General features: G+C 44.2%; 21 protein-coding genes. 11 read left to right on the plus strand and 10 right to left on the minus strand.

Annotated features, from left to right (window positions below; genetic code table 11):
• Nucleotides 1-112: 112 nt before the first annotated feature.
• Entirely contained in the window at nucleotides 113-1,396 is a 1,284-nt protein-coding gene (locus tag EO131_RS14920) for a citrate synthase (RefSeq protein WP_127023991.1), read from the plus strand.
• A 51-nt stretch (nucleotides 1,397-1,447) separates the two neighbouring features.
• Here the strand turns inward: EO131_RS14920 and EO131_RS14925 are convergent, their stop codons facing one another.
• Nucleotides 1,448-1,906, minus strand: coding sequence for a hypothetical protein (locus tag EO131_RS14925; RefSeq protein ID WP_127023994.1), 459 nt, complete (start codon nucleotides 1,904-1,906; stop codon nucleotides 1,448-1,450).
• A gap of 280 nt (nucleotides 1,907-2,186) precedes the next feature.
• Between EO131_RS14925 and EO131_RS14930 the strand changes: the two genes are divergently transcribed.
• The 4 genes from EO131_RS14930 to EO131_RS14945 all read left to right on the plus strand — a co-directional run bounded on the left by EO131_RS14930 (nucleotide 2,187) and on the right by EO131_RS14945 (nucleotide 6,584).
• The gene (locus EO131_RS14930) at nucleotides 2,187-3,101 is read left to right on the plus strand and encodes a dimethylarginine dimethylaminohydrolase family protein (RefSeq protein WP_127023997.1); all 915 of its coding nucleotides are present in this window, start codon (nucleotides 2,187-2,189) and stop codon (nucleotides 3,099-3,101) included.
• An 82-nt stretch (nucleotides 3,102-3,183) separates the two neighbouring features.
• Nucleotides 3,184-4,092, plus strand: a complete 909-nt coding sequence (ctlX, locus tag EO131_RS14935) for a citrulline utilization hydrolase CtlX (protein WP_127025156.1) — start codon at nucleotides 3,184-3,186, stop codon at nucleotides 4,090-4,092.
• Between the two features lie 133 nt (nucleotides 4,093-4,225).
• On the plus strand, nucleotides 4,226-4,843 hold the full coding sequence (locus EO131_RS14940) for a Pr6Pr family membrane protein (RefSeq protein WP_127024000.1): 618 nt from the start codon (nucleotides 4,226-4,228) through the stop codon (nucleotides 4,841-4,843).
• Nucleotides 4,844-5,594: 751 nt separating this feature from the next.
• A complete protein-coding gene (locus EO131_RS14945; protein WP_127024002.1) occupies nucleotides 5,595-6,584 on the plus strand; it encodes a hypothetical protein in 990 nt (329 codons plus the stop codon).
• 45 nt (nucleotides 6,585-6,629) lie between these two features.
• Here the strand turns inward: EO131_RS14945 and EO131_RS14950 are convergent, their stop codons facing one another.
• The 5 genes from EO131_RS14950 to EO131_RS14970 form a co-directional block, all read right to left on the minus strand.
• Entirely contained in the window at nucleotides 6,630-6,818 is a 189-nt protein-coding gene (locus EO131_RS14950; RefSeq protein ID WP_127024005.1) for a hypothetical protein, read from the minus strand.
• 184 nt (nucleotides 6,819-7,002) lie between these two features.
• Nucleotides 7,003-8,520: a peptidase associated/transthyretin-like domain-containing protein gene (locus tag EO131_RS14955; protein WP_127024008.1), complete on the minus strand. Its 1,518-nt coding sequence runs from the start codon at nucleotides 8,518-8,520 to the stop codon at nucleotides 7,003-7,005.
• Between the two features lie 204 nt (nucleotides 8,521-8,724).
• Entirely contained in the window at nucleotides 8,725-10,164 is a 1,440-nt protein-coding gene (locus EO131_RS14960; RefSeq protein WP_127024011.1) for an SDR family oxidoreductase, read from the minus strand.
• Nucleotides 10,161-10,586 (minus strand): hypothetical protein, encoded by a 426-nt coding sequence (locus EO131_RS14965; RefSeq protein WP_127024014.1) that lies wholly within the window; start codon nucleotides 10,584-10,586, stop codon nucleotides 10,161-10,163. The genes EO131_RS14960 and EO131_RS14965 overlap by 4 nt, the downstream gene beginning before the upstream one ends.
• Nucleotides 10,587-10,588: 2 nt before the next feature.
• Nucleotides 10,589-10,957 (minus strand): bleomycin resistance protein, encoded by a 369-nt coding sequence (locus tag EO131_RS14970; RefSeq protein WP_127024018.1) that lies wholly within the window; start codon nucleotides 10,955-10,957, stop codon nucleotides 10,589-10,591.
• 90 nt (nucleotides 10,958-11,047) lie between these two features.
• Here EO131_RS14970 and argS point away from each other — a divergent pair, with 90 nt between their 5' ends.
• Both argS and EO131_RS14980 read left to right on the plus strand, forming a co-directional pair.
• Nucleotides 11,048-12,826 (plus strand): arginine--tRNA ligase, encoded by a 1,779-nt coding sequence (gene argS / locus EO131_RS14975; protein ID WP_127024020.1) that lies wholly within the window; start codon nucleotides 11,048-11,050, stop codon nucleotides 12,824-12,826.
• Nucleotides 12,826-13,668: a zinc-dependent peptidase gene (locus EO131_RS14980; RefSeq protein ID WP_127024023.1), complete on the plus strand. Its 843-nt coding sequence runs from the start codon at nucleotides 12,826-12,828 to the stop codon at nucleotides 13,666-13,668. The genes argS and EO131_RS14980 overlap by 1 nt, the downstream gene beginning before the upstream one ends.
• Here EO131_RS14980 and EO131_RS14985 read toward each other — a convergent pair.
• The 3 genes from EO131_RS14985 to EO131_RS14995 all read right to left on the minus strand — a co-directional run bounded on the left by EO131_RS14985 (nucleotide 13,652) and on the right by EO131_RS14995 (nucleotide 17,689).
• Nucleotides 13,652-16,225 (minus strand): TonB-dependent receptor, encoded by a 2,574-nt coding sequence (locus tag EO131_RS14985; RefSeq protein WP_127024026.1) that lies wholly within the window; start codon nucleotides 16,223-16,225, stop codon nucleotides 13,652-13,654. The two genes, EO131_RS14980 and EO131_RS14985, sit on opposite strands and share 17 nt — an antisense overlap.
• On the minus strand, nucleotides 16,203-17,117 hold the full coding sequence (locus tag EO131_RS14990) for a FecR family protein (RefSeq protein WP_127024029.1): 915 nt from the start codon (nucleotides 17,115-17,117) through the stop codon (nucleotides 16,203-16,205). Before EO131_RS14990 ends, EO131_RS14985 begins: the two co-directional genes overlap by 23 nt.
• 74 nt (nucleotides 17,118-17,191) lie before the next feature.
• On the minus strand, nucleotides 17,192-17,689 hold the full coding sequence (locus tag EO131_RS14995; RefSeq protein ID WP_127024032.1) for an RNA polymerase sigma factor: 498 nt from the start codon (nucleotides 17,687-17,689) through the stop codon (nucleotides 17,192-17,194).
• A 110-nt stretch (nucleotides 17,690-17,799) separates the two neighbouring features.
• Here EO131_RS14995 and EO131_RS15000 point away from each other — a divergent pair, with 110 nt between their 5' ends.
• The 4 genes from EO131_RS15000 to folD all read left to right on the plus strand — a co-directional run bounded on the left by EO131_RS15000 (nucleotide 17,800) and on the right by folD (nucleotide 22,486).
• Nucleotides 17,800-19,569, plus strand: coding sequence for a hypothetical protein (locus EO131_RS15000; RefSeq protein ID WP_127024034.1), 1,770 nt, complete (start codon nucleotides 17,800-17,802; stop codon nucleotides 19,567-19,569).
• A 40-nt stretch (nucleotides 19,570-19,609) separates the two neighbouring features.
• Nucleotides 19,610-20,086 (plus strand): hypothetical protein, encoded by a 477-nt coding sequence (locus tag EO131_RS15005; RefSeq protein ID WP_241243870.1) that lies wholly within the window; start codon nucleotides 19,610-19,612, stop codon nucleotides 20,084-20,086.
• 103 nt (nucleotides 20,087-20,189) lie between these two features.
• A complete protein-coding gene (gene ffh / locus EO131_RS15010) occupies nucleotides 20,190-21,518 on the plus strand; it encodes a signal recognition particle protein (protein ID WP_127024037.1) in 1,329 nt (442 codons plus the stop codon).
• A gap of 80 nt (nucleotides 21,519-21,598) precedes the next feature.
• Complete coding sequence (gene folD / locus EO131_RS15015) at nucleotides 21,599-22,486, plus strand: bifunctional methylenetetrahydrofolate dehydrogenase/methenyltetrahydrofolate cyclohydrolase FolD (RefSeq protein ID WP_127024040.1); 888 nt, start codon at nucleotides 21,599-21,601, stop codon at nucleotides 22,484-22,486.
• On the opposite strand, the gene EO131_RS17215 is transcribed toward folD, so the two are convergent.
• The gene (locus EO131_RS17215; protein WP_164731714.1) at nucleotides 22,483-22,638 is read right to left on the minus strand and encodes a hypothetical protein; all 156 of its coding nucleotides are present in this window, start codon (nucleotides 22,636-22,638) and stop codon (nucleotides 22,483-22,485) included. The genes folD and EO131_RS17215 overlap by 4 nt on opposite strands.
• Nucleotides 22,639-22,707 lie beyond the last annotated feature (69 nt).

Here is a 22,707-nt window from a genome sequence, read left to right on the forward strand (position 1 = left end):
TTCTATACCAAATTAGCGTTAAGTTCTACACAAATAGTTGCTGGAAATTGTTAATGGTTGCGGTTTTTCGTAATTTTCCAGTTCTTATTTTACTAATCTTTTAAAATATAAAATGTCGGATAAAGCTATACTCGAATATGGGGAAAATCGGTATGAATTCCCTGTGATCAAAGGTACGGAAGATGAATTGGCCATAGATATCAAAACATTGAGGGCCACTACAGGAATGGTAACGATCGATCCCGGATATAAGAACACCGGATCTTGCGAAAGTGCCATAACCTTCCTCGATGGTGAAAAGGGAATTCTGAGGTATCGTGGTTACGCCATTGAAGAGCTAGCGGAAAAGGCCGATTTTTTGGAGGTGGCCTACCTTTTGATTTTTGGAGAGTTGCCCAATAAGGAACAGCTGGCCAAATTCCACCACGATATTAAGGAAGAGTCCCATGTGGATGAGGAAATGAAAAAGATTTTGGATGCTTTTCCAAAAGCAGCGCACCCAATGGGTGTTCTATCCTCGTTGACAAGTGCTCTGATCGCCTTTAATCCGAGTTCTGTGGATGTGTCCTCAGAAAAAGATATGTACAATTCCATAGTACGTATTTTGGCTAAATTTCCTGTGTTGGTCGCTTGGACCATGCGCAAAAAGAAGGGATTGCCGTTGGATTATGGCGATGATTCACTCGGATATGTGGAGAACATCCACAAAATGATGTTCAAAAGACCCAATCAAGAATACAAGAAGGATCCAATCGCCATCGACGCGCTGGATAAACTCTTGATCTTGCATGCCGATCACGAACAAAACTGTTCCACATCCACGGTACGGATCGTAGGATCGTCACATGCCGGGTTGTTTGCTTCCCTTTCTGCAGGTATCTCCGCATTGTGGGGACCATTGCATGGCGGTGCCAACCAAGCCGTATTGGAAATGTTGCAGGCCATTGAGGCAGATGGAGGCGATACCAAAAAATACATGGGCAAGGCAAAGGACAAAGACGATCCTTTCCGATTGATGGGCTTTGGCCACCGAGTGTACAAAAACTTTGACCCTCGGGCCAAAATCATTAAAAAGTCCGCTGATGATGTTCTGGGTAATTTGGGTATCGAAGACCCTATTTTGGATATTGCCAAGGGCTTGGAGCGCGAAGCATTGGAGGATACCTATTTCGTGGATCGAAAATTGTATCCGAACGTGGATTTCTATTCAGGAATTATTTACCGTGCGTTGGGCATACCAACTGAAATGTTCACAGTAATGTTTGCTTTGGGCCGTTTGCCCGGATGGATAGCCCAGTGGAGGGAAATGCGTTTGCGCAAGGAACCGATTGGAAGACCACGTCAGGTGTACATAGGAGAAAATCTCAGGACGTTTGTTCCATTGGAGAAAAGATAATAAGGAAACATAAGAATATAAAAAAAGGGCGGTTACCGCCCTTTTTTGGTTTTATAGCTGACCGATGGAACCGATGTTCAACTGTCGATCGCTATCAAAGCAAATTCGCATAATCTCGCAATGGTAATACCTGCGTATTTCGGTTAAGTTTTCTTCCTGTAAAAGGGTTTTACTGCGTTCAAATTCTTTATGGATAAAGTTATGGGCATCAATGGAGCTCAAGTTTTTCAAAGTGGAATCCATCGAATGTCGAAAGCGTTGAATTGAAGAATTCACCTTCAACAAATCCCAATCATGCCCAAGTTCAATCTGATTTTTGGAATCATCCAGGTCAAAAGGAAAATCCTCCTGTGTAATGCAATCATTATATTTAATCACATAATTGGTGGTCACCTTTTCATTCTGATGGGTACCAGTGGGGGTATGGTAAAAATGATTGTACAAATTGACACCGGCCAAGATGACAAAGGTACCCCCCGTTAAGATGCCTAAGCATAAAAATTTTTTCATAAGTAGGAAAAATCTTATTGCAAATGTAATCATAAATTTGTTTGGTTGCCTCTTGGTATTTAAAAATGTCGATATAATACCTGAATTTTAAGCATTTGATAAACAAAAGGTTATTGAATTTTATAAAATCATATTTTGGCTGATAGTTTCCCTAATTTCATTGCATTTTTTCCATTTTTTAAGTGTGTGAAATTTGCGGCAAAACACTAGATTTGCCCCATCAAGACCATGGTTTTTGTAAGTAAGGTGAACCATGTGATCCACGACCAATTGAATTCCTATGATGCAGTTGCATATTGTTGACGAAACCAGTCCTTTAAAGGAAGTTATTTTGGGCACGGCCAAAAGCTGTGGACCTGTTCCTACCTTGGAACAGGCCTATGATCCCAAGTCCATGGAGCACATAAAGGCCGGAACCTATCCGAAGGAAGCCGATATGGTAAAGGAAATGGATGCCTTTGTTGAAGTTTTCAATAAGTATGGTGTTAAGGTCTATCGGCCTGAAGTATTGGAAAATTGCAACCAGATTTTTGCTCGTGACATTGCCTTTGTCATTGAGGACAAACTGTTTCACTCCAATATTTTACCAGATCGTGAACGGGAATTCGTGGCCATCCATGAAGTGCTGGACCTTATCGATCCCAATAAGATTATGCGTCCACCAGAAGAGGTGCATATTGAAGGGGGAGATGTGATGCCCTGGAACGATCATATATTTATCGGAACCTATACCGCTCCCGATTACGCCAGCTATATCACCGCTCGTACCAACAGAGAGGCCGTGGAATATATCCGGGACATGTTTCCCCACAAAACCGTAAAATCCTTCGAACTGCGAAAGTCCAATACCGACCCAAGGGAAAACGCCCTGCATTTGGATTGCTGTTTTCAACCCGTGGGCAAGGACAAGGCCATTTTACACAAGAATGGGTTTTTGGTGGAAGAAGAATACCAGTATTTGGTGGATTATTTTGGTCCGGAAAACATTTTTGAAATCGATAAGGAGGAAATGTACCAAATGTTCAGCAATGTATTTTCCATATCACCCGAAGTGGTGGTATCCGAAAAGCACTTTACCCGTTTGAACAATTGGCTACGCGACCACGGATTTACCGTGGAGGAGATTCCCTATGCAGAAATTGCCAAACAGGAAGGACTGCTCCGATGCAGTACCATGCCTTTAATCAGAGAATAAATTAGTATATCACAGCCTGCTGCCACAGGGTAAAGCAAATCGAAACCAAGTAGTGAGAGCGCAAGTTACCAACACCATTTTAATGGTTCGTCCGGTAAGTTTCCGGATGAACGAACAGACCGCGGTCAACAATTACTTTCAGGAAGACCCGCATTTAAAGAACACGGAGATCAACCGAAAGGCACAGGAAGAATTTGACCAATTTGTAAATGTGCTTCGGGAATATGGTGTAAACGTCATCACCGTGGACGATACGTTGGAACGCGACACGCCCGATTCCATTTTCCCGAACAACTGGGTCTCGTTTCATGAAAGCGGTACGGTATGTTTGTACCCCATGTTTGCCGAAAACCGAAGAAAGGAACGCCGGGAGGATATCTTGGATCTATTGGAGGAGAAAGGCTATGTGATCAACGATGTGATGGATTACACCGCTGCCGAGAACGAAGGCGTGTACTTGGAGGGTACGGGCAGTATTTTAAAGGATCGAACCAACCAAAAGGCCTATTGTGCCTTATCGGAACGGGCCCACGAGGAACTCTTTATTGAATTCTGTGAGGATTTTGATTGCTTTCCGGTCATTTTTCATGCCAACCAAACCGTGGATGGTCAGCGTTTGCCCATTTACCACACCAATGTGATGATGGCCATGGCCGAGACCTTTGTGGTGATCTGCTTGGATACTATCGACGATAAAAAAGAGCGGAAGAACGTGGTGGACCACATCAAAATGGATGGTAGGGAAATCATCGAGATCAGCGAAAAGCAGATGTATCACTTTGCTGGCAACATGCTCCAGGTTATCGGGGCCAATCAGCAACGCTACATGGTCATGAGCACTCAGGCCTATAACAGCCTTACCGATGCACAGATAAAAGCCATTGAAAAACATTGCCCCATCATCCACAGCCCTTTGGATACCATAGAGACTTGTGGTGGCGGTAGTGCCCGTTGCATGATGGCCGAAGTGTTTTTGCCCAAAACCAATTAACAATAATCAATTATCAGTGTTCAATGGAGTGGATTCCTATGATCAGTCATGTGGATCAACTTCATTACTAATGAATATTGTTTATTGTAAACTGATCATTGATAATTGAACATTGAATTGATTATCTTCGACCATGCGCAGAAATTTTGAAATCCTGGGTTTTTCCATGGGCTGGTTTGCGGTGATTGCCCAGCTCATCTTGGCACTCCATAACCGACAGACCGAGGTGGGTGAGGCCCTGCTGCGCTTTTTCAGTTATTTTACCATTTTAACGAACACTTTGGTTGCTCTCTACTTTACGGTTCGGGTGTTCGGACTCAAACGCCGGGCGTGGATTTTGTTCCACCGTCGGCCCACACCCATGGCACTTACCGCTTTTATTTTGGTAGTGGGGCTGGTGTACCAAGTGGTGCTCCGCCAAATATGGAACCCCACGGGACTCCAACAAGTAGTGGATGAACTCCTGCACACCGTTATCCCCATTTTTATGTATGTGTACTGGTTGTTGTTCACCTCCAAAAACTTGGTGGGCTGGAAAGAACTGCAAGGCTGGTTGCTGTATCCATTGCTCTATCTGGTCTGGGTACTGGTGCGCGGCCGGTATTCCGGGTTTTACCCCTATCCGTTCCTCGATTTGGATACTTTGGGCAGTATGCAGACCCTGCTAAACAGTGCCTTGGTTTTGGTGGTGATCATATTGGTTATGGCGGCCCTGTATTTTTTGGGTAGACTGCTGAGGCCCAAACAATGATGACTGGGTAAAAGGAAAAGGGTAAAGGGTTAAAGGTAGGTGCGTCATGCTGAACTGGTTTCAGCATCCCATTATTTCGGATTGGATTTTATGTATGGCACATAATGGCCATTGAGTAGTCATTTTGAGCAAAGCGAAAAATTTTGACACGAATTGCACCAGTTTTCACGAGTACATTATTGTCATTTCGAGCGCAGTCGAGAAGTGCTTTTAGGTTCCTTCTTTGTTTTTCGGCTTCGACTACGCTCAGCCAACGGTATATTTGTCATTTCGAACCTTGTCCTGAGCCTTGCGAAGGAGCAGTGAGAAATCTCATTTTTCTATTGACACGAATTGCACGAATTATCTCGAAATGCTTTTGAGTTCCTTCTTTGTTTTTCGGCTTCGACTACGCTTTGCCAACGGAATATTTGTCATTTCGAACCTTGTCCTGAGCCTTGCGAAGGAGCCGTGAGAAATCTCAATTTGCCTTTTGACACGAATCACATGAATCTTCTCGAATAAGCAATCTAAACCCTCTCTGAGATTTCTCAATCGCTTTGCGCTTATCGAAATGACACACTACGCCAAACTGTTGTTTTATTACGGAAAACCGTAAGTTTTTTCTATCAAAAAAAGTATATTTAAAAGTTCTCCCACCCAAATTTTTAAGATCAAGATTAATTAAATCACACTTACCTAAATGGAATAGAATCTTTTAACGGTAAGGATTTGTGTTAATGTTTTCCTTTATAAATTAAAAATTATCAAAATGGCAACAGTTAATCAAGTATTAAGATCATATAGTGCTGCGGTGCGTAGAGCTGAACGAGAGCAGCAAAGAAGGGCAAGAGAAGCAGCAAAAAGATTTAAGGAACAACAGAAGATGCAAGCCATTGGAGATGCAAGCCAAGCAGTCTCTGATTACAACTATTATATTGACGTATTGCAATCGGTACACAAAAATTGCACGGACACAGTAAGTTGGGAAGCTATAAAAGCAGAGTCAAAACCTGAAGAGCCAGAAATTTCGAATACATTTGAAATGATTGCCCGAAAAAAAGTGGACACATTTAAACCATCATTGATGGATAAAATTTTTGGTTCATCAAAAAAGAAAATTGAGCGCTTAAAAGAGGAAATAGAGAAAGCAAAAGAAAAAGATAAAAAGAAAAATGACCTTAATTTTGAAGAATACAAATCAGAGTTGAAAAATTGGGAAGAACTTCAGGACATATGTAATGGGGTCGAGAACAAGAATACTGAAAGTTACCGGCAAGCACTCGAGTATTTTAACCCTTTTTCTGATATTGGAGAATTAGGTTCAAGATTAAACATTTCATTTTCTGAGAATTTTATTGATGTTGATCTACATGTCAATAGCATTAACATAGTTCCGGATTATGTGTTGAGCCAAACCTCAACGGGCAAACTTTCAAAAAAGAATATGCCGAAGTCAAAATTCAATGAATTATATCAGGATCATATTTGTAGTGCAGTTATCAGGATAGCTAGAGAAGTTTTTGCCTATTTACCTGTTGAATATGTCAGGGTTAATGCCATTTCTAATCTCTTGAATTCAAAAACAGGGTATATGGAGGAAACTCCTATCCTTTCTGTTATCATGCCACCGGAAACAATTGAGTCATTAAACCTTGAATTAATAGATCCCTCGGACAGTATGCAAAATTTTGTTCACAATATGAAGTTCAGTAAAACTATGGGGTTTAAAGGTGTAGAAAAGACAGAGTTAGAAAAGTGATTAGGATTAAAGTTCTTCAGAAAAGTAGCTGCTAAAATAACTCAATTAATACCCCCTCAACCCAACCACCAAACCCCTAAGCGCGGTAACCACCTGTTGCACTTCTTTGCGGTCAAAGGTATCTTCTTCCAAATAAAACAGCATTTCTACGGCCAGATCTAAGACTTTGGCCAGTTCTTCTGGAGTCCCATACCAATCCTCAATCCATTGCCAAAAGTTATGTTCTTTGTCCATTCTTACCTTTAGGTAAGCAAGTAACGACAATTGGGCATTCGGTTACATGTCATATATGACAACAAAAGGTGAAGGGTGAAAGATAAAGGGTAAAAGGAAAAGGGTAAAGGTAAAAGTATGAGCAAATAGCTTTCAACCATCAACCATCAACCATCAACCATCAACCATCAACCATCAACCATAACTATTGTTCCTCCTCAGAAACCGTAAACTCCCGAATGGCCTGGTTGGGCTCCATAATATTGTAGCCTTTCCAAAACTCGGGGTTGTAACGCGGCATGTAGGTGGCGCGTACGGTTTTGTCCTCTTTGTATGCGGTAAACTGGTTTTCGGAAATCTCACTCTGGTCAAAGACCACCAGTTCCCATTTGTTGGTCATGTTCATCCGAAAGTCGATGTTCAACAAAAGTTCGTTCTGCTTGCGGCGGCCTTTTACGTGCTTATTCTTTTCCACCACTTTTAACGGACGGTCCACGGCAAAATACCGGCCCTCGGTCAGGTCCATAAATCGGATATCGTACTTGCCATTGGGCAATTTGGCAAAGCGCACCGTGCCCTTGTACAGGTTTTCGCGGTAGGTAATGCCCAACAAACGGAAGTTGCGCAGGCGTTGGGTGTTTTCAAAATCGAGCTGCATAATGGCAAAATCCTCGATGTTGATATACATACGACCCTTAAAATCGGCACTGCCCCGCTTGGGAAAAAAGTCGATCACATACACCCCGGCATCGTCAATTTCTGCATAGCCCGCCAGTTCAAATTCGTATTTACGGGTCTTTTCCACAAAATCCACCTTCACATCTTCTTTATAGTACAGCCCGCTGAGCAGGGAGCGCAGTTCGCCGCGCTGGCTGTCCAACAGTCCCGAAATGCTGTCTTTTTGTACTTGGGCCTTCACCTGTTTTACTTGGTCCACCCGCTCTTCATCAAAAGTGTCCAAAATGGAATCCACCTGTACTTTCTCACTAAAAATCCCCGACTTGATCTTGAGGTAGGAGCCCGGTTTTACGTTCTTCTTAAAAATCTCCTCCATGTGCTCGGCCAATTCCTCAAAAGAGCTTACATCCTTTTTATCGAACAGGTCGGCGGCCTTTAAAATCTCCAATTTGTATTTGGTGTTGTGCTTGTAAAGGTCGCCCAGGCTTTCGGTATAGTGGTGGGCGTTTTTAGGGATGGAATTGGCGATGCTGTCCATCAATTGTTTGTTGAGTTCCTTAATGGACGATTTCTCGAAACCGAAATCCACCTTTTGCATGTTGGCCAGTTCCGCGGTCCGTAGAAAATACCGTTGCTTAATGGGTTCCTTATTCACGTTTTGCGGGATGCGTTCCTTCATCTTTTCGATAATGTCGTCCACTTCCAGTTCTTTATCGAACACATACACCCCGCTCAATTCGATGGCCTTGGCATTAAGGGCCACGATACTATCCTGCAACTGGCCCAGCGTAAAGCCTTTCTTTTCATACCCCATGGAAGTCACATAGATGGAATCGGGCAATGTAGCCCCTTCTTCCAACACAAAACTGAAGCGGCCTTCTTCGTTGGTGATCACGCCCTGGTACTCCCCATATTGCACCGTGGCATAGGGAATGCCCTTTTGAGTCTTGGCATCCACCAATCGGGAACTGATGGTTTGGGCCGCAAGGGGTACAATGGCAAAATTGAACAGGAAAGTGACTAACAGTGACTTGTGGATCGACATCGCTTTTTTGTTATCCGTTTATATGTTTAAGACGCCTTTTGGGGGAGAAAGGTTGCTTTGTTGGTTAGACGAGCGTGGTCGGTAATTGTGACAAAGATCGAAGAAATACTGAATCTTGGAAGTTGGTTAATAGTATTTTAACAGCTTTGAGTAATGGTGGCAAAAACCATCTCGACTGCGCTCGATGTGACAGCCATTAACCTTTTACCCTTCACCCTTCACCTTGAATTTTGCGATGTTTCTGATCATACCGCCAAAAATGAAGAGGTGGAACGGCAAAACGGAATACCAATACAGTCGGCCCCACAATCCTTTGGGTCGAAAAGTGGCCGTTTGGTAGAGCACACCATCCTCAATCTTGAACTCCAGCCATGCTTCGCCAGGGGTTCGCATTTCGGCAAAAAGCAACAAGCGCTTGTTCTTTCGGTCGGCCAACAGCACCCGCCAAAAGTCGAGGGCATCTCCGGGATAAATACGATAGGGATGGGTGCGACCGCGACGTAGACCGGGACCGCCCACCAGTTTGTCCAAAAAGCCCCTAAATTTCCAGAGCCAGCTGCCATAGTACCAGCCGGTTTCGCCCCCAATGCGCCAAATGTTGTCCAAAACCCGTTCCTCGTCGGCAATGGGAACAGACTTTTTATCTTGCAGCACCCCATATTTGGGCACTTGAATATAGGTTTCCAGGTCTTCCTTGATCTGTCCGCTCGCAATGCTGTCCTTCCAACTGCTCACGACCAGGTTTTGTTCAATTTTTTTGAAGGCCATCTCAATAGCTTCTTCGTAGGTATGGGTCTCAATGCCCAACAATTCCTGTAAGCGATTGTCTCGGGCCACCACTTCCATTTTCATGCTGTCCACCAAGTTTACGGCAAGTTTGTAAGAGGTAGAGGTCACAAAATAGAGCCAATAGGAGGAAAGTTTGGGGGTCATCACCGGCACGGTGAGGATATAATTTTTGAATCCACGCACCTTGGCATACCCGTGCAGCATGTCCTTGTACGTGAGCACGTCGGGTCCGCCAATATCGAAGGATTGGTCAAAAGTCTCTGCATTGCCCAACACTTGGGTCAGAAATTGGATCACATCGCGAATGGCAATCGGTTGGGTTTTGGTGAGCACCCATTTTGGCGTCATCATAAAGGGGAGTTTCTCGCACAAATCCCGAATGATTTCGAAGGATGAGCTTCCGGAGCCCACAATGATCCCTGCCCGGAGCACGGTAAGGTGAAACGGCCCTTGGTAGAGGATGTCCTCCACATTTTTGCGGGAGCTGAGGTGTTTGGACAGTTCCGTATCGTTCACAATGCCACTCAGGTAGATCACTTGTTGGCAGTTGGTGCCTTCGATCAGCGTATTGAAGTTTTTGGCAGCCTGCGCCTCCTTTTCATCAAAATCGGTAACGGAGGAGGTCATGGAATGGATGAGGTAGTAGGCGGCATCAATATTCTTGGGAATGGATTGGTCTTTGGGGTCTTCCAAAAAATCGATCTCCACTACCTCTATTTTGCTGCGTGTTTTGGCATCCACCGAAAGGCGATTGGCATCCCGCACGGCACAGACCACTTGGTGACCCATCTCCAACAAGTTGGGCAATAGTCGCATTCCGATATAGCCGTTGGCACCAGTGAGCAATGTTTTCATAAGTCTTCGATGGAGGTTGGAAGGTGGTCTGCCCGGTAATCGAGCAGTTTTCGGAAAAATCTCTGGATGGCTTTGGTGTCACTACGTACTTTGATGAAATAATGGTCCATATAAATGGAGTGGATGGCCAAATCTCCTTTGTACAGGTTCAATTTGTAGTAGGGGATAATGAGCCCGTAGGTTTCCAACAATGAGCGAAACCGAACAATGATGCCCTTGGGTCGCAATTCGATATTGCAGGTGTTCAGGTTATTGTCCAAAACCAGCAAATTATAAATGTCGATGCTGCATTCGGTAATGTGCAGTTTTGGGGAACCAATACCGCCCATGGCAAATCGTTCCTGAATGGGAAAGGGCTTGCCTACGGTTTCGTCTATCTTTTTGGTGATGTTCTTGTCCGTGTAGGATACGTTCAATAGCATGTTTATAGTTTTTGTCCAAAGCGCAATAGGTTGCCTTCACCATCCAAAGCGGAAAATTCACGAAGTCCCCAAGGTTTGTCGCCAATGGGCCCATTGGGATGTACCACCCCTGCTGCCTTTAGTTCAGCGTACAGTCCATCCACATCTTCCACATGGATGTAGCAACTGGTGTTTTCAGGAAAAGTCTTGTCGTTGCAATTGGCAATGTGCAGTTCGATCAAATCCCGTCCGATCACCGCATAATGGTCGTCTACCCGACCTTGTTTGTCAAAACCAAATTTCTCATTGTAGAAAGCGACCGACTTGCGCACATCCAGTGCGAAGAGTACCGGAACCGCACGTTGTAAATGGTTCATAGCTCTGTTTTTCATAAAAATAAGGATTCCATGGTTGCAACACCACGCCAAAATGCCATTAAAGGGCAAAAAATATGTAGTTTTGCGGGCTGAAAAGTCTTTGAGATGAGTTTGCAGAACGATTTGACCCAGAAAGTGATCGAGGCGGTAAAACAACTGTACCAAGTTGACCTACCTACCGTGGAATTTCAACCGACCCGAAAGGATTTTGAAGGGGACATTACCGTGGTGGTGTTTCCCATGTTACGCTTTGTGAAGGGGAATCCGGTGCATATTGGTACCCAGATCGGGGACTATTTGCAGGAGCATGTGGACGAAGTGGCCAAATGCAATGTGGTGCAAGGCTTTTTGAACATTGTGATCGAAGATGCGTACTATCTGAATTTCTTCAACGCCATCAAAGATGAGGTGGATTTTGGTTATGTGAAAACCATTTCCACCGATGCTGTCATGGTGGAATACTCATCCCCCAACACCAACAAACCCCTGCACTTGGGACACATCCGAAACAACTTGTTGGGCTATTCGGTGGCCGAGATTTTAAAGGCTTCGGGAAAGAAAGTATACAAAACTCAGATCATTAACGATCGGGGTATTCATATTTGCAAGAGCATGTTGGCCTGGCAGAAATTTGGTAAGGGAGAAACCCCTGCTTCTTCCGGGATGAAGGGCGATCATTTGGTGGGGAAATACTATGTGGCCTTTGATAAGGCCTACAAGGAGCAGATTGCCGAAATGATGGATCAGGGTGTTGCAAAAGAAAAGGCAGAGAAGGAAGCACCCATTTTGTTGGAGGCCCAAGAAATGCTGCGGAAATGGGAAGCCGGTGATGAAGCCGTTGTGTCCCTCTGGAAAATGATGAACGGTTGGGTGTATGAAGGGTTTGATACCACTTACAAAAATTTGGGTGTTGACTTTGATACCCTTTATTACGAAAGTGATACTTATTTGTTGGGCCGTGATGTGGTGAAGGATGGTCTAGAAAAAGGTGTGTTCTTTAAAAAAGAAGATGGCAGTGTCTGGATTGATCTTACCGAAGACGGTCTGGATGAAAAAATAGTTTTGCGATCGGACGGTACGGCCGTTTACATGACGCAAGATATCGGAACCGCCATTCAGCGGGTAACAGATTTTCCAGACATCAACGGAATGGTGTACACTGTTGGGAATGAGCAGGACTATCATTTTAAGGTGTTGTTTCTCATCCTTAAAAAATTAGGATTTTCCTGGGCCGAACAATTATACCATTTGAGCTACGGCATGGTGGACCTGCCCAGTGGCAAAATGAAGAGTAGGGAAGGTACTGTGGTGGATGCCGACGACCTGATTCAGAGCATGGAGGACACTGCGGCAGAAATTTCCCAAGAACTGGGCAAGCTGGACGGTTATTCAGAACCAGAGAAAAAGGAGCTCTATCGCATCATTGGTTTGGGAGCGTTAAAATATTACATCCTCAAGGTAGATCCCAAAAAACGGATTCTCTTCAATCCTGAAGAATCAGTGGATTTTCAAGGGAACACGGGGCCGTTCATCCAATATACCTACGCCAGGATCCAATCCATTTTAAGAAAGGCTGATAATGTCGGGTCGAGCGCAGTCGAGACCGCTTTGGAACTGCATGAAAAGGAAAAGGAACTGTTGAAACAGATCCAGCTCTTTCCAGAAACGGTGCAATTGGCAGCAGAAAACTACAGCCCGGCCTTGATTGCCAACTATACCTACGATTTGGTGAAGGAGTTCAACTCGTTTTACCAACAGGTTTCCATTTTAGGGGAGCCTGACGAGCGGAAAAAACAGTTTAGGGTGCATTTGTCCAAAAAAGTGGGCGAAGTGATCCAATCAGCCTTTAGACTATTGGGTATCCAGGTACCTGAACGCATGTAATGGGGCAATTGACGCAATCGGAAAAGGAAATCGTTGCCATTTTTTTGGTTGTCGGTTTGGTTTTTGTTTTTGTCAAGGTCCTTTATGAACGAATGACCAAGGAGCGGTTGACCCTGTTCAACATCCTGCATCCCATAAAAAAAATCAATGCCAAGGAGCGACAGTTCATTTCGGAATTTCTGCATCCCTACCATTATTTTTCAACCGAGCAGCGCAGGATCTTTTTGGAACGGTTTGCTTGGTTCAAGTCCAAAAAGCACTTCGTCTTTTATGGAAATATCGGGAACAAAGAAGAGATCAAGGCCTATGTGAGTGCCTCTGCCGTATTGCTGACCTTGGGTATGGCCAATTATCGGTTTGAAAGGTCGATCAAACGGATCATCGTATATCCCAGCGATTATTACTCCCGAATTTCAAGAAACCATCATGTAGGTGAATATAATCCGAGGCTTCGCACCCTGGTGTTTTCCGCGGAAAGTTTAAAGGATGGTTTTAGCATTCCCAATGACAATGTGAATTTGGGTATCCATGAAGTGGCCCATGCCCTTATGATCGAAACGTTCCGCAAACCTTCATTCGAGGCGAGGCGATTTCAAAAAGGGTTGGCCAAGATCAAAGAACTGTACGACTCGGAAACCTTTACGACCCAATTGGCCAATTCCCACTATTTTCGGGATTATGGCAAGACCAATTTTGTGGAATTCTTCGCGGTAATCACTGAAAATTTTGTGGAGACCCCATTGGAGTTCAAGCAGCAATTTCCCTATGTGTTCGAAATTGTCCGCACCATGCTCAACATGGATTTGAACGATATGGGCTGGCAGGCTAAAAATCGATTCTAAAACTGAAGTTTGGAGTGATTCCCAAGGAAACATTGTCCACGGTTTCGATCTCATCATTTTCATTGACCCGATAGTAACGGTTCAAGGTATTTCTTCGATTGGTCATGTTCAAAAGGGAAAGTCCGGCATTGGCTTTCACCCTTCTGCCCAATGGAAAACTGTACACAGCTGAGGCATCTGCCCTTATGTATTCTGGCAATCTGCTGCTATTTGGTTCTTTGTAATTGATGCGGGCAGGGGAAAAATCCGTGTCCAATCCCTCATTGCCATCCAGCGGTTGGGTATAGGGTTTGCCTGTTCGGTAATTGATGCCGATCCCCAATTTCAGGTTTTTAAAGGTATAGGTGCTGGCAAAGGTCAACGTGTGCCGAATGTCCAAATTGTTCGGGAACGTTTGGGGTACGATGGAATCGAAAGTATAGTCGTTCTTGTTGTATGCATAGCTCAACCAGGTACTGTAATTGTTCCCTTTTTTGTTGATGAGGAATTCCACACCCTGTACCTCATAGCTACCGATTTCACCGGAGAATTGGTTGGAATTTTGAAAGCCTTGTGTTCGTGTGCTGATACCATCCACCGATTTATAAAAGCCCTCTACACCAATATAAAAGTTGTTTTTTTCGTAGTTGATGCCCACCGAACCCTGTTTGCTTTGCGTTACAGGTAAGGTGCCATCATTGGATAAAATCCAGCGGCGCTTTTCCACACCGAGAAAATTTTGTTCCAAATCGATGATCTGGTTGGTGGTCTGGCTTTTGAATTCGCCCAACACTTCTGCTCGGAGGTAATTGGCCAATTTGAAATTCAAATTGAGACGGGGTTCAACCACCAATTTGGTAAAGGTTCCTATGTTTTCGATAAAATTGAAACGTGACCCTATTCGGGCAATGAACTTGTTTTCCGAACTATGGTAATTGATTTCGGTATAGGGAGCATGGATTCGTATTACGCCTTTGATCTCACTTTGGAACAAAGGTTGGTTCAAAATGGTGGCATTTGTGATGCCGGTTTCTATATATTGGTAGCCATTGTTCCAGTTGAATCGATCGTTCAGTTTGAACTCGGTGTCGAGTTTGGCCGCATTTTCGATGACTTGGTTGTTTTGGAAGAGTAGTTGTGACTGGTTTCCAAAAACGTTCTCGGCATCCAAATTGTATCGGGAATAATATACGTTTAGGAGGGACGAAAAGCGTTCAGTCCATTGGCTTTGCAACTGACCGCCCACGGAGGTGTTGCTCTGTTTCAACAAACTGGTGCTGGTAGCGTTGTTTGTAAGATCGGTCTCCACATACTTGAGGTCGTTGTTGATCTGTATGGCACTCAACCGGAACTGGTGATCGTCGTTGATGTTGTATAAAATTTTTCCTGAAAAGTCGTAGAAATAAAAGTCTTCGTCCCGAACAATATCATCATCCACCGCATTGTTGTTCTGGTCGCTGATCTCGCTATCCTGAAATGCCCGATCAAAAAATTGATTGTAAGTGGGCGTGCTGATAAAATCCGTTGTGGAACGCCGTCCTGCAAATTGAACCCCCAATTTATTGGAAATGGGAACCTCTGTGTAAAAATCGCCACTGATCAGGTTGAATCCGGCACCGCCTTTCCATTGTTCGGCAATGGTATTGCTGGTCTCCATTTGGATCACGCTGCTTACCCCATCGCCATAAGCGGAAGGTGTTCCATTTTTATAAATGGTCACCTTATCGGTCAAATAGGGGTTAAAGGCCGATATCAATCCAAAAAAATGCCCGGATTGGTACATTTTGATGCCGTTCCACAACACCAGGTTTTGATCGTTGGTGCCACCTCGAACATTGATGTCCGAAACCGTTTCGTCTATACTTTTGATTCCGGGAAGTGCTTGTACGGTCTGAAGGATATCCGGTTCTATTTGTCCGGGAAGGATACCAAACTCTGCGGTGTTTAAAGAGATACTGGCATCGTTTTCCTTGATGATACCTGTGGTGAGGAATTGGTATACGATCACTTCGTTAAGTTGTTCCAAGTGTGGAGACATGAGAATATTGGGACAATCACCAAGAGATAAAAATTCGGCAACACTCATATTTTTGGTAAGGTACCCCAAATAGCGAATGCGAATGGAGGCATCTTTTGGAACGCCGTCAATGGTGAACTTCCCATCGTCGCTCGTGATCAGTGCCCGGTTGGTGCCCAAAATTTCGATTGTGGAACCGGGAATGGAGTTTTCTGCGAAATTGTCGAGCACATGGCCACAAAGGTCAACGGTGTTGTCCTTAACCATGGTGTAGTATCGGTCATCCAACTTTTCTATCCTGATCTGGAATTTTTCCTGTATGATTTTTAGGATGGTATCGAGCGTAGTAGTTTGTTGTGGTATGGTAATGGTCAAATTTTCCAAGTCCTCGTTGAGGTAGGAAAATTTGATATTGAACCGATTTTCCAAACTTTGAATGTAGGAAATCAGGGGAATGGAAGCCTGCTGCTCTTCCTGTGCACTGATGGTAATGGTGCAATTCAGAAAAAACAGGAAACCCAGTATGAGGCCTACATGTTTATTGAGGTGTGTTCCCAGCATAAAAAAGTACGTTATCGTCTTCAACAGTATACTTTATGTGAGACGGGGTACTTATACTTTTTAACGCCATTTCGAGGTTTGTGTTGTCGAAGGAACCGGTAAAAATCAACTCGGTGTTCACATCTTTGGTTTTTACCGACACATTGAATTGTCGCTCCAACTCGGCTAAGACATATTTAAGGGGGATTCGGTCGAAACTGCTTTCGTTGTTCATCCATGCGGGATGGGCACCTTCGGGCTTGTTTGTGGGCTGTATAACGCCATCAATTACAACGAAGGATGTTCCTGCTGGTAATTTGGTCTCCTTACCTTTAAAGGTTACGCTGACCAAACCTTCAAAACAGGTTACTTCAAAAAAATTGTCGCGATTTTCCACATTGAACTGAGTTCCCAAAACGGCTACGGTGCCTTGGTCTGTGGAAACGGTGAATTTTTTTCCTTTGGCCACTCTAAAGAAAGCCTCGCCTTTTAAGGTAACATCCCTTTTTTGGTCCCATTTCTTTTTACTGAATGAAATTTGGGATTCCGCATTCAGGAAAATCTCGGAATTATCGGGTAATGTAACTTCGGTGCGTTCCGCAAGTTGGGTGCTATAGGTTTCATTCAACGAACTGACATAGAAATACGAGCCTGCAAGGAGCACAGCAATCACGGCAGCCACTCTCAGGAACTTTTTAAAAGGATTGAGGGTGATTACTTTTGGTGAATTGCCGATGCGCTCGGTCTTTAAGCGCTGGAAGGCTTCATCCGCATCAAAATTGGGGGCTTCCAAGGTTTTGGAAACCTCCAGGAGCTTTTGGTATGACGCATATTCTTCGGACTTTTTAAATTCCGCAAGTTCTGCTTCCGAAAGCTCTCCGCTGAGCCATTTTGCCAAGTAATTTTCTTGCATGGGTTCTATGCTTTACGGTATTATAACAACCAACTTGATCAATACCCTACCTTAAAATATATATTTCTTTTCCACTAGATGCCATCTATCTGCTCCCGCAAACTTTTGAGTGCCAAATGCATCCGTTTTTCAATGGCCTTTACACTTACACCCTCCATTTCTGCTATTTCTGCATATTTTTTGCCATCGATCCGGTTCAATAAAAAGGTGGTGCGCTGATTTTCAGGCAGTGCATCCAAAGCATTGTCCAATTTTTGTTTGTATTCCTTTTCCTCCATCAGAAATTCTGGGGACTCATGGGACCGATCATCGCCTTTGTCCGCATATTTCAACCGTACTTTCTCAGCCTTTATAACATTAAGGTATAGGTTGTTGGCTACGGTATACACAAACGATTTGGCTTTGTCGGGGGTAACCTTGGCACAGTTCTCCCACAGTTTTACAAAAGCCTCCTGAACGGCATCGTTGGCCTTCTCCTCATTGCCGAACTTATAATAGATATAATTGAAGACCGATTTGGAATGCGCCTTGAACAGAGAACTAAATGTTTGGTCTTCACAGACATTGTCCATGGTTAGGTATTTTGAAATCCAAATATATTTGAAAAAAAATTAAGATCAGGTAGGGTTTTTTAGGAGTTGGTTGTTTTAGAGTTGAATTATAACCCCAAAATTCAATCGTTATGAAAAAGTTTCTGAACAACTTGATGCGCGCGGCTCTCGTTGTATTGATTTTTAGTCTTGCCTCATGTCAAGAGGAATTTGAAAAAATTGACACAGGAAGCGGCAACGAATCCATAGCTGCCAGCTCTTCCACAGCCCTTTTAATCGAGAACACCTCTTCCCATGATGGCTCTTTCGACAATATTGTGGATGGTGCCAGTTGTTTTGCATTGAATTTTCCGTATACCGTTGATGTAAATGGTATTCAGGTGACCATCGATTCCGAAAGCGACTTGGATGTTATTGAAGAAATCTTTGACGAAATACTCGACGACGACGATATTCTGGAAATTCACTTCCCAGTGACCATCACCTTGGCCGACTTTAGTGAAATCACCATAAATAATATGGATGAGTTGGAAGCTTTGGCCCGTGAATGTTTGGAAGGTGGTGACGATGATGATATCGAATGTATCGATTTTGTATATCCTATTACAATGTACACTTTCAATTTTGAGAACCAACAAACCGGCCAATTCACTGTAGAAAGTGATAGAGGTTTGAGACGTTTGTTTGAAGAATTGGATGATGATGGTTTCATCAGTTTCGATTTCCCCATTACCATGAAAAAATACGATGGTACAGAATTGACCATCAATAGCAATGAAGAATTGGCAGCTGCCCTTGAAATGGCAAAAAACCAATGCGATGAAGATGATGATAACGATTACAACGACGATGATTTCAGTAAAGAAGAATTGGATGCCTATTTAACGGCCTGTCCTTGGGAAGTGCGTCAAGTGATTCGCAATGAAGTGGACAATACCGAGCAATATTTTGAGCAGTTGTTGGCCTTTATGGCCGATGGTACCGTAATGTTCGGCGGTGGAGTAAACGCTTCATTGGCCGGAACATGGAGCACTACTGCTACCGAAGCAGGTGTCTACCTAAGCTTGAATTTTGAGATGTTGGCCGATTTCAACATTGAAGGGCAAGTGTATGAATTGGAAGATCACAGTATCAAGTTGTACCAGAACAGCGGCAACCGAATCGTATTCAAAAAACGATGTGATATCGATGACTCTGTGGGAGAAACAGACCCCAATACCCTGCGAGCCATTCTACAAGAATGTGAATGGGTGATTAAAAAGGTTAAAAACCAAGGAGAGGAAGTTGAAAGGTTGCTTGGATACGAGTTTAAGTTCATGGCCGAAGGTGTAGTTACCTTGAGCAATGGAGTGAACACCAAAGAAGGTACTTGGGACATTGGATTGAACAGTCAATTGGTGCTGTCAGTAATGATCACCATGGGCGATGAACCTGGCGTAAGCTTTGAATGGCCGGTGCGTGAACTTACCCAATCCCGATTGAAATTCAGAATTGAGGAAACGGACCATGAAATGGTACTGCTACGTGAATGTAACGAAAGTGCCGACGATGCCGATGTGGCCGAAATCAAGAACATTGCCATGGGCGGAACTTGGAACGTGGCCTTGTATTCAGAAAGTGATGTGGACATGACCGCTGATTACGCTGGAATGGATTTCACCTTTGGTGCAGACTACCAAGTGGCAGTTGCTGTAAATGCAGATCCTATTGCCGATGGTCTTTGGAGAGTGCTTCGCGACTCTGAGGACGGGTTGAAATTCTACATCAATTTCGATACCACCGACAATTTGGCCGATCTTACAGATGACTGGCAAATAGTTTCCGTAACAACCACTCGAATCGAATTGAAAGATGTGAGTGACGACGGATCTATTGATGTCTTGGTTTTCGAGAAACTATAAGTCCCAACTAAACGAGAACACTATATTTTAACCCCGTTTTATGAAAACCTCGATTTTGAAAATAGCGGCAGTGGTAATGTTCATGGTAACATTGGGTTGCGAAAATAGCGAAGACGACAACATGTTGAACAATTTGTCGGCCGCCCAGATTACTGAATTGAAAGGAATTGCTGCCAGTGGTACTTGGACCATCGCTTATTATTTCGATACTGATAAGGAGGAAACAGCCCATTTCAATGGATATACCTTCACTTTCAACACCGAAGGAAGCCTGGTTGCCACCAATGGCGCCACAACCGTGAATGGTACGTGGTCCGTTACAGATTCGGATAATGGTAATGATGATAGTCCCAATGATAGTGATGTGGACTTCAATATTGCATTTGCCTCACCGGCCGATTTCGCTGATTTGACAGACGATTGGGACATTGTGGAGTACACCGCGGTTCGAATCGAGCTAATCGACATCAGTGGAGGAAACGGTGGAACCGACAAGCTGGTTTTCGAAAAGAACTAGATATTTTTCCCCAATCTTTATTTTTAAAGGACGGCTCTCCCCAAAGCCGTCCTTTTCTTTTTAATTATTCTTAAATTTGTGCCTCTTAAAACCCTAAGAACCTATGTTCGATAATTTAAGCGAAAAACTGGATAAGGCACTCCACGTCCTCAAAGGGCATGGTCAGATTACGGAAATCAATGTTGCGGAGACCCTTAAGGAAATTCGTAGGGCCCTGTTGGATGCGGATGTCAACTTTAAGATAGCCAAGGAATTTACCAACAAGGTAAAGGAAGAGGCCATGGGACAGAACGTGTTGAGCACGCTCCAGCCTGGGCAATTGATGGTGAAGATTGTTAAGGATGAACTTACCGAACTCATGGGGGGCGATGCGGAAGGCATCAATCTTTCAGGTAATCCATCGGTGATTTTGATGTCAGGTCTTCAAGGTTCGGGTAAAACCACTTTTTCAGGAAAACTGGCCAACTATCTCAAAAATAAAAAATCCAAAAAGCCGATGTTGGTGGCCTGTGACGTCTATCGTCCGGCTGCTATCGATCAGTTGCACATTGTGGGTGAGCAAATTGGCGTTGAGGTCTATTCCGATAGGGAAAACAATGATCCCGTGGCCATCGCCAAGGCAGGTATTGCCCATGCCAAAAGTTTGGGCTGTAATGTGGTGATCATCGATACCGCGGGTCGTTTGGCCGTAGATCAGGAGATGATGACCGAGATTGCCAACATCCATAAAGCCATTCAACCACAGGAAACGTTGTTTGTGGTGGATGCCATGACAGGTCAGGATGCCGTGAATACGGCCAAGGCCTTTAACGATGTGTTGAATTTTGACGGGGTCATCCTTACCAAATTGGATGGTGATACCCGAGGTGGTGCCGCCATTTCCATCAAATCCGTGGTGAACAAGCCCATCAAATTCATCGGTACCGGTGAAAAAATGGAAGCCATCGATGTGTTCTATCCTTCACGTATGGCCGATCGTATTCTTGGCATGGGAGACGTGGTATCCTTGGTGGAACGCGCCCAGGAACAGTTTGATGAAGAACAGGCTCGAAAGCTCCAGAAAAAAATCGCCAAGAACAAGTTTGGCTTCGACGATTTCTTGAGCCAGATCCAGCAGATCAAGCGTATGGGGAACATGAAGGACCTGATTGGGATGATTCCGGGTGCGGGAAAAGCCTTAAAAGGTTTGGATATTGATGATGATGCCTTCAAGCATATCGAAGCCATTATCCATTCCATGACACCGGATGAACGTTCCAACCCATCCAAATTGAATGCCAGCCGTAAAAAGCGGATTGCTGCTGGTAGCGGTACTTCCATTCAAGAAGTAAACCAATTGCTAAAGCAATTCGACCAAATGGGCAAAATGATGAAGATGATGCAAGGTGGCGGCGGCAAGCGAATGATGCAGATGATGCAGAATATGAAGTAAATTCAAGAAATCTGATTTGCAATAAATCGATCAAATTTGATAACTGAATAACCACAAACCCAAACCTAAACCCGTTGTCCATGGAAATCCTTGACGGAAAAAAAATATCGAATCAGATTAAAGAAGAAATTGCCGTTGAGGTGGCCCAGATGAAGGAAAGAGGGGAAAAGGTCCCCCATTTGGCAGCCGTGCTCGTTGGTAACGATGGTGCCAGCCTAACCTATGTGGGCAGTAAGGTACGTTCCTGTAAAAAAATTGGTTTCGAATCCACCTTGATCCATCTGCCCGAAGACACTTCGGAAGAAGCGCTGTTGCAACAAGTCCACGATTTGAACAACAACCCCGATATAGATGGCTATATTGTGCAATTGCCCCTTCCCAAACATATTGATGAGGAAAAGGTGTTGATGGCCGTGGATGCCGATAAGGATGTGGATGGGTTCCACCCCACCAATTTTGGTAAAATGGCCCTTGAAATGGAAACCTTCATTTCGGCGACGCCTTTTGGCATTATGGAATTGTTACGAAGATACAATGTGGACATTTCGGGTAAACATGCTGTGGTGATCGGTCGTAGCCATATTGTGGGAAGGCCCATCAGTATTTTAATGAGCCAAAAAGGGAAGCCGGGCAATGCCACGGTGACACTGACTCATAGCCGGACAACGGATATCAAATCTTTGACACAGCAAGCCGATATTGTCGTCTCTGCCTTGGGAGTGCCCAATTTCCTAAAAGCCGATATGGTCAAGGAAGGGGCGGTGATCATCGATGTGGGAATTACCCGAGTTAGCGACGAGTCTAGAGAAAAGGGTTACTACATCACCGGAGACGTGGATTATGAAAATGTAAGCAAAAAGGCATCTTACATCACGCCGGTTCCTGGTGGGGTAGGCCCAATGACCATCGCTATGCTCCTAAAGAATACCCTGTTGGCCAGGGAGCGCCATAAGTCGAAAAGGGCTTAATTCACGGTCTCGGTTTCCAAAGGAGCCGCCGTGGATTGTTGTTCCTCATCCGGATTGAGGTGATCGAACTCGGTATCCGCTTCATCGTTGGTACAACTGGAAACGGCCATGCCGGAAAACAGGATGGTGATCAAAAGTAAAATTGTTTTCATAACGGTACGATTTGGGTTCGGCCCTTAGGCCTATTCATTACATTTATAACGATTTACGTCTCAAATTCT

It is taken from the genome of Flagellimonas beolgyonensis, from assembly GCF_003992615.1.
GTDB lineage: Bacteria > Bacteroidota > Bacteroidia > Flavobacteriales > Flavobacteriaceae > Flagellimonas > Flagellimonas beolgyonensis.